Annotated in this window: 6 protein-coding genes; all 6 read left to right on the top strand. The window is 37.8% G+C overall.

Going from position 1 to position 6,904, the window contains the following annotated elements; translation table 11 throughout:
• Positions 1 to 764 precede the first annotated feature (764 nt).
• Positions 765 to 1,415 (top strand): hypothetical protein, encoded by a 651-nt coding sequence (locus HCR01_RS30095; RefSeq protein ID WP_193199681.1) that lies wholly within the window; start codon positions 765 to 767, stop codon positions 1,413 to 1,415.
• A gap of 42 nt (positions 1,416 to 1,457) precedes the next feature.
• Positions 1,458 to 1,706: a hypothetical protein gene (locus HCR01_RS40915; protein WP_193199674.1), complete on the top strand. Its 249-nt coding sequence runs from the start codon at positions 1,458 to 1,460 to the stop codon at positions 1,704 to 1,706.
• 24 nt (positions 1,707 to 1,730) lie between these two features.
• Positions 1,731 to 1,970 (top strand): hypothetical protein, encoded by a 240-nt coding sequence (locus tag HCR01_RS30085; RefSeq protein ID WP_193199673.1) that lies wholly within the window; start codon positions 1,731 to 1,733, stop codon positions 1,968 to 1,970.
• 257 nt (positions 1,971 to 2,227) lie between these two features.
• Entirely contained in the window at positions 2,228 to 3,244 is a 1,017-nt protein-coding gene (locus tag HCR01_RS30080) for a DUF2786 domain-containing protein (RefSeq protein ID WP_193199672.1), read from the top strand.
• A 415-nt stretch (positions 3,245 to 3,659) separates the two neighbouring features.
• On the top strand, positions 3,660 to 4,676 hold the full coding sequence (locus HCR01_RS30075) for a diguanylate cyclase domain-containing protein (RefSeq protein WP_193199671.1): 1,017 nt from the start codon (positions 3,660 to 3,662) through the stop codon (positions 4,674 to 4,676).
• Positions 4,677 to 5,489: 813 nt separating this feature from the next.
• The gene (locus tag HCR01_RS30070; protein ID WP_193199670.1) at positions 5,490 to 6,491 is read left to right on the top strand and encodes a GntR family transcriptional regulator; all 1,002 of its coding nucleotides are present in this window, start codon (positions 5,490 to 5,492) and stop codon (positions 6,489 to 6,491) included.
• Positions 6,492 to 6,904: the final 413 nt, after the last annotated feature.

Here is a 6,904-nt window from a genome sequence, read left to right as displayed (position 1 = left end):
TGATACTTGGCGGATAGGCATTTCAAACAGGTGAGTAAGCAGAGAAGACTAAAACACTTTAATTCAATAGGTCTCAAGCTTAAAGCTATTACTGTCAATTATTTTAAGGATTTTTATTATTTATCTGAAATCCCTTGTATCGTTACCCGTATTTTGCAAGAAGTTGATTTATCCCGTAGAGAAACTTAAATTCAACTTGACGTATTTACAAGTAAACAACGGACGGAAAAACATCTGGCATCTCATACAACAGAGTCAGCAGTCGGGAAAGGTGATGCTAGATAATGCTCGTACTCATAGATTGCATTGTGGTAATTTAAAATGAGTTTGCTGTTTTAGAGGTCAAATGTCTGATTGGGTTTAACCTCTGCTTCTAATTAATTAAAGAAAGTCCGCAAACGCGGACTACCCGTAGCTAAAACCGTATCACCTTAGTCAGTGATAATCATGTAAATACAAAATGCATTTACATGACATATTTATTTTTGTAAACTTATTTTCTAAATACAAGCTTGTTTTGGAAAATAAGTGGACAGAACTACTGGAATTATATTTGCGTAAATAATTAAAAAAAGTCTGCAAAAGCAGACTTTCCCAAATGAAACCAACTATTTATTTTTACAAAAGCCATGCGAGGAACATGATGTACTTATTTTTAATGATTTTACCTGAAAAAGCAAGCTTTTCGGCTTAGATAATTAGACATAATTCCGGGAATTATATCTGCTAAAAAACTACAACTCAAATTCCAATCAAGAGAAACAATGGATACATTGAAAGATTTCCTTTTCTTAAACGCGAACGTTGCCACAGACTTCAATCCCTTTTGCGAAGGTGAGTACTTGGTAATTCAAACCTATCCTCATGATAAAAAGTTAGTAGTTAAGCATCGAAGCTTTGATTATCAAGAAGCAAATAGTAGTTGTCAGTTTGAAAATCTGGCTCACGACTATACATCTTTTAGTCTTAGAATCTTTCACGACTCCAGGCTGTGGACAGTAGATTCCGAGGGCAACCCTGGGAGCCGATCTTTGCAACAGGACTGGAAGATTGCTCAAGAATACAAAGATGCTGATTCTGATGGTAATTTTGAGAGTGAGATAGACATTTGCAATTGTGGCTACCCTTACTTTTCTGTACTAATAGATATTGATATTTATTACTGGAAATCTATAACTTGTTTAGTTGAAGACAGGGGACGAGAGATTATTAATTGTCCTAACTGTAATGCGTTGATTGAAGATCAAGGTGAGGATGAGGATGATTTTGATGAAGAAGAATCTAGACCAGCAGCTTGCATTGGTTGCGAGAATTATCACGGGCAATACTACGGTGGCAATATGCTGGTCTGCGCGATACATCCTCATGGCGTAGAAGGTGAGAACTGCCCGGATTATTGCGATCGCATCTTATAAGTTGATGTGATAATGTGAAATGTCCTGATTATCATCAATAATATGTTTGCAAAACTTGCGTGGACAGCCGGACTTTTAGCCGTGGGTATTACCTGTGTTAGCGTAACTTCATTATCTGCACAAGCCCCTCAAACCGCTCAACCAAAAGAGCAGCAAAAAATATTCTTCCGTCCCGACGAACGTCGCCTTACTGGCATCGGCTGGTCAATCACCACTACTTCCGGCGAGGCAGAGATAGCCTTAGCACGGCATTTGGTCAATATAGGTGCGAAAGAGTACGCCGCATGGTAGTGTCCACATTCCCACGAGCAGAAGTTGCTTTTTGGCAAGGAAGCTTATCAAATAATCAGCGATAGCATCAAAATAGAGTGCGACTCAAAGGGTCTGAATGCTAAACCAGATTTATGCAAGGCAGCAAAAGTTCCTGGCTTCCCTACTTGGGTGATCAATGGTAAACAATATAGCGGGGTGCAAAACCTCAACCAACTTTCGCTAGCCTCTGGTTACAAAGGAAACAGTAATTTCAAATATGTTCATGTGCCTCGGTTTTTTTAGTAGCTTGAGGGATGGGCGGGAGCAGCGTTAAGCGTTATTAACGCCAATGCTTTTTCTATCCCTTTTCGATAGTCTGATTGTATGGTATTGGTGCCACCCACGTCAGAACATGAGCAATTGCATAATTATAGATAATTTGCTTATTTTTATTATTCTCCCAAAAACTTAAATCTCTACTAATCAGTTTTTGGCTACCTGATTCAGATTTTTCATATATCACTAATTCGGTTCCATGATAACAATAACGGACAAAAATAATGCAGCTACAAGCTATATACTATGCAACTGCGATCGCAGTTGAGTTCAAAGACTTTGACTTAGCTAACCCAATACATTCTCAGTTGAAAGCCACACTAGAATCCAAAAGTTTTATTCAAGGTGACAATAATATTTGGATGCGTAAGTCTTTTAGGGGTTGGGATAATTATCTTTTCTGGAAAAACGAGGTTGAACAATTAATTGAGTACTATCTACGCAAACCAGAGCAACGCAACCAAGAGCAATTTCAAGCAGAGTTACGGAGCAAATCTCCCTCATCCGAACCACCAAATTTAGAAAAGATTGGTGAAAAAATTAAGAAGCTGCTTGCTTTGTCTCAATCTCCTAATGAAGCCGAAGCCATCTCCGCTTTCTCCAAAGCTCAAGAAATCTTGACTCGCTATAATCTGTCTCTGGCAGATTTAGCAGATGAAGTACCTCAAGAAGTAGAAGAACAAATCATTGATCAGTCAAAAAGACAAAGCACATGGAAGAGGATTTTACTTAATGCAGTAGCATCGGCTAATTACTGCCTTGCGTTTAATCGCAAGAGTCGTAACAGCACAAAAACAATTATTTTAGGACGGAAAGTCAATATTCAATCTGCTCAAATGCAATTTGAATATTTGGTACAAGCTATCGAGAGATTGGCAAGAGAGGAAATCGGTGATGCCTGCGTCGGGCAAAGCCTACGCGCGTTCAAAAATGCTTTTAAGCTAGGTGCTGCACAAAGACTTCAGATCAGGATTCTTGAAAGTATAGAACAACAAAAACGAGAAGGGATAAGTGCTTGTGGTGATGCCGCACAAGTTTCAGCAATTGTCATGCGGTCGCTTTATGAAAGGTTAGAGGCGGAATTAAAAGCTTACACTGCAACCAACTTGAATCTAAAATTTAGGAATTCCCGACCTTGTTGTAATTCTGCCGATGGGTTTGCGGCTGGGCAATCAGCGGGAAATAAAATTTCACTAAATAAACAAGTTGGAATGGGGAAACAGCGTTATTTGCCTGGTTAGTACTTTTTGAACTAGAAGTCAGAAGTTTGGACAAAGAAATCAGAAGGATGAATTCTAATGATACTCCTAAAGCTTTTTATGATTAATATCAGGTTAATAAACATCAATTTTGATTTGAACCATAACTAAAAAGCTTATCGTTATTTCATCATAAGCTCTTATATATGTTTGTCCTGCTGCTCATGTAAGACAATACTCTATTTCTCAAACCGTAAAATTCCTGGAAATCTTGCTTAATCAATCTAGTAACTGTATTCTTAAAAAGGGCTGATTACCAAGAATTTTGGGCAAAAATCCTATTAGTGATCTATGCCTAATTATTGCTTGTCAAATCACAAGTTATTTGTCGCTGTTAGCGCCCTAGTGTGTTGCTCTGTCCTAGAGTCAAGGATTTCACTCTGAATAAGCAAGCATCATGACAGCCCCTATTGAAGAAAATCAATTATTAGCTCTGATCGTTGACGATGAACCCTTTTTCCGCACAGTACTGCGACTTTTCTTAGAGCAGGATGGATATCGAGTCGCGGAAGCTGAAAATAGCATAGAGGCAATAAATATTTTTGAGCAACTGCACCCTGACATCGTACTCCTTGATATCTCAATGCCAGACATGGATGGCGTCGAGTGTTGTAACAAGTTGCATTCATCAGCTCAAGGTCAGCACACTCCTATTTTAATGCTTACATCTGTTGAGGATGAACGCTCGATTAACCATGCATTTGCAGTCGGTGCAACTGACTATGTTACTAAATTCCTTCCGTTATCCATTTTGCGCCAACGTCTAAAACGTTTGATTGAGCAATCTCAGCTACAGCAAAAACTCCTTGCTGCAAATCAGCAGTTGCAACTTTTGGTTAATCTTGATGAGTTAACTCAAGTAGCTAACCGTCGGCGGTTTGAAGAATATCTCTCCCTTGAGTGGCAGCGCCAAATACGCTCACAACAGCCTTTATCCTTGATTCTGTGCGATGTTGATTTCTTTAAGTCTTACAACGATACTTATGGTCATCTCGCAGGCGATGGCACTCTAGTCAAAATTGCTAGAGCTATCAAAGATGCTCTCAAGCGGACTGCGGATTTAGTTGCCCGTTATGGCGGAGAAGAATTTGCTGTTGTTTTACCTGATACAGACGCACTTGGGGCTATTCATATTGCCAAAACAATCTGCTGTGCTGTCCGCACACTAGCAATACCCCACCGCAATTCACTACTTTGTTCTCATATAACCCTGAGTGCTGGGTCAACTACAGTAGTTCCTCAGCCTAATTCTGACTTCCAACAAATAATTGCCACGGCAGATAGAGCATTGTATCAAGCAAAAGCAGCAGGACGCGATCGCTTTATCCATAACAGCAGCTTGGATTCATCTTTTGCTAACCCAAGTTACTCTTTATTCGGGAGCAGTGCCCCTAAGCGTTGTGGATTCTGCTAAGTTCTCTGTTTTTAGTACTCGACCAACCTAACATTGCTGCTCTTGTTGGCAAGCTTTTTGAACTGGTGGGGTAGCTCTTGTTGCTTTTAAAGTATACCTGCGAGCAGTTGCTTTGATTACGAGGAAATTCTTGCGTAGTAATACGAGCCTTGTATTGAGCAAGAAGTCAGAAGTCAGGAGTCAGAAGTCAGAAGGATGAATAAGTACGGGTATTCCGACCCTGCCCTAATAAGTGCTGAACAAGAAGTCAGAAGGATTGGCAAGAGTGGAGAAGGTTTTCCTTCTGACTTCAGTTCAAGATTTTTTCATCAAAAATTTAAACAATTCTAAAAATCAATCATAAGTTCTTTATAGGATTAATGCTATGTGCTGAAAAGTTTGTTTTTTATCCTAAGATTACGGAAACATCCTTGCAAAATCAATCAAATAGCTGTATGGTTAAGAGTGACTTTTCATATAAGTGTTAAAGCACAAACCCGCAATCAGTCCAAGAGCCGTCCTACCTCAATCCTGGTAAGACAACAAGTAATTCCTTAATATGCATCTTCAATCTCTTATTATGATTACTTTTCATAATGAAATACAGTGTTAGCTAATTACAAAATATAACTTTGATAAATCATTAATTGTAGACATCAAAAATCTTTGTCTCCTCTCAAAAATATTATGAGTAATTCAAGTATTTTCACAATCAAAAATTTCTGCCTTTTTGCAACATTATTTAACTTAAAATATAAAAGCTTGCACTGATTTTAAATAATTAAGTAGTCAATAGAAGTTCAGAAAAACTTATTTTGTATATTAATTATACTCATGCCTCATTCAATTCTGTTTACTATTTATATTGAAACCCAAGCAGCAATCAAAATTAATACTCAAATCGTTGAACAGATTAAGCTATTAATTACTTCAGGATATTTGCAACCAGGTGATACTTTACCAACTACTATTAAATTAGCTCAACATTTAAAAGTCAATCATAATACTGTTGCAGCAGTTTACAATCATTTAATTAAATCCGGTTATCTGGTGGCAAAAAAAGGTAAAGGAACTTTTGTTGCCCACACTAAAGTTACACAAAATATTCTTCACAAAAAAGTTTACAATCTACTACATCAAGCCTTCAACGCTGCGAAAAGACTTGGATTATCTCCATCGGAGTTTAGTGCTGCGGCTTACACACAAGCCGCTATGTTGAATCAGCACACATCTTCCCCTTTAGAGTTAGTATTTATAGAAAACTCATCACTTGGTATAGATATATATGAAGTTATTCAATCGGAAATAAAACTTTCTTTATCATTTTTTAGTTTAAAAGATTTCAAAACTAACCAATCAAAGTTATTAAAAAAAATCCTCGCTGCTGACCTGATAATTACCACAGTACAGCATCAATGGGAAGTCAGCAAACTAACTGCCTCCGAGCAGGAAGTTATTGCTATTAACCTCAAACCAGACTTACAACTCCTGACAAAAATTTCATCTTTATCACGTCATGCTTTAATGCTACTTATTTGTCAAGAAGAAGCTGATTGTCAAATGATGAAGCAAGTACTACAACAATCTGGAATTTCACACATTAACTTTCAAACTCTACCTTTGAAACACCTTCAGCAAGACGACCACCTTTTAAAGAAGGCAGATGCAATTTGTACTTCTAAACTTGCTGAAAGCTATGTACGTCAGTACAGTTTTCTCTTTTCCGAGGTTATGCTTTTTAACTTTCGCCTTGATCCAACTAATATGTCAGTTTTAAAAAACCGGATCGCTGCAATTAAGTTTAATAAATTAGCTACCTCTGATGCGAATAAATAACAAAAAAATTGTCTATTAGAAACATCTACTATGCTACATAATTATGTCTCAACATAATTAAACCTGACCGAGACAATTTTAGATTTTAGATTTTGGATTTTGGATTAAAAACGAACAATTCTCTTCTAATCCAAAAGACGCTCCTGCGGACGCTCGTTCCGACGCTCGTTCCTCGCTACCGCTTCTCTACGAGACGTTGCGCGAACGCTAACGCTATCGTAAATCGCAAATCTAAAATCGGATGCCTCTTCTTTATAAGGAGAGGTTAATCCAAAATTGTAAATCCAAAATCTAAAATTGATTGACCCCAGCTATTTGATTCATTTTATTTATGTCTTAAATGGCACTCTCGTAAAGCTGCTCTTAGGTTGGGGGAGTAAAGAGGAATTATTCGTAACTCTTGCTACTCCAAT

It is taken from the genome of Nostoc sp. MG11 (assembly GCF_014904695.1).
In the GTDB taxonomy this organism is placed as follows: Bacteria; Cyanobacteriota; Cyanobacteriia; order Cyanobacteriales; family Nostocaceae; genus Komarekiella.
This window is presented reverse-complemented; position numbering and strand designations above follow the sequence as displayed.

Coding starts and splice junctions, on each gene's coding strand:
- HCR01_RS30095 (WP_193199681.1), top strand. CDS start 765: ATGGATACATTGAAAGATTTCCTTTTCTTAAACGCGAACGTTGCCACA.
- HCR01_RS40915 (WP_193199674.1), top strand. CDS start 1,458: ATGTTTGCAAAACTTGCGTGGACAGCCGGACTTTTAGCCGTGGGTATT.
- HCR01_RS30080 (WP_193199672.1), top strand. CDS start 2,228: ATGCAGCTACAAGCTATATACTATGCAACTGCGATCGCAGTTGAGTTC.
- HCR01_RS30075 (WP_193199671.1), top strand. CDS start 3,660: ATGACAGCCCCTATTGAAGAAAATCAATTATTAGCTCTGATCGTTGAC.
- HCR01_RS30070 (WP_193199670.1), top strand. CDS start 5,490: ATGCCTCATTCAATTCTGTTTACTATTTATATTGAAACCCAAGCAGCA.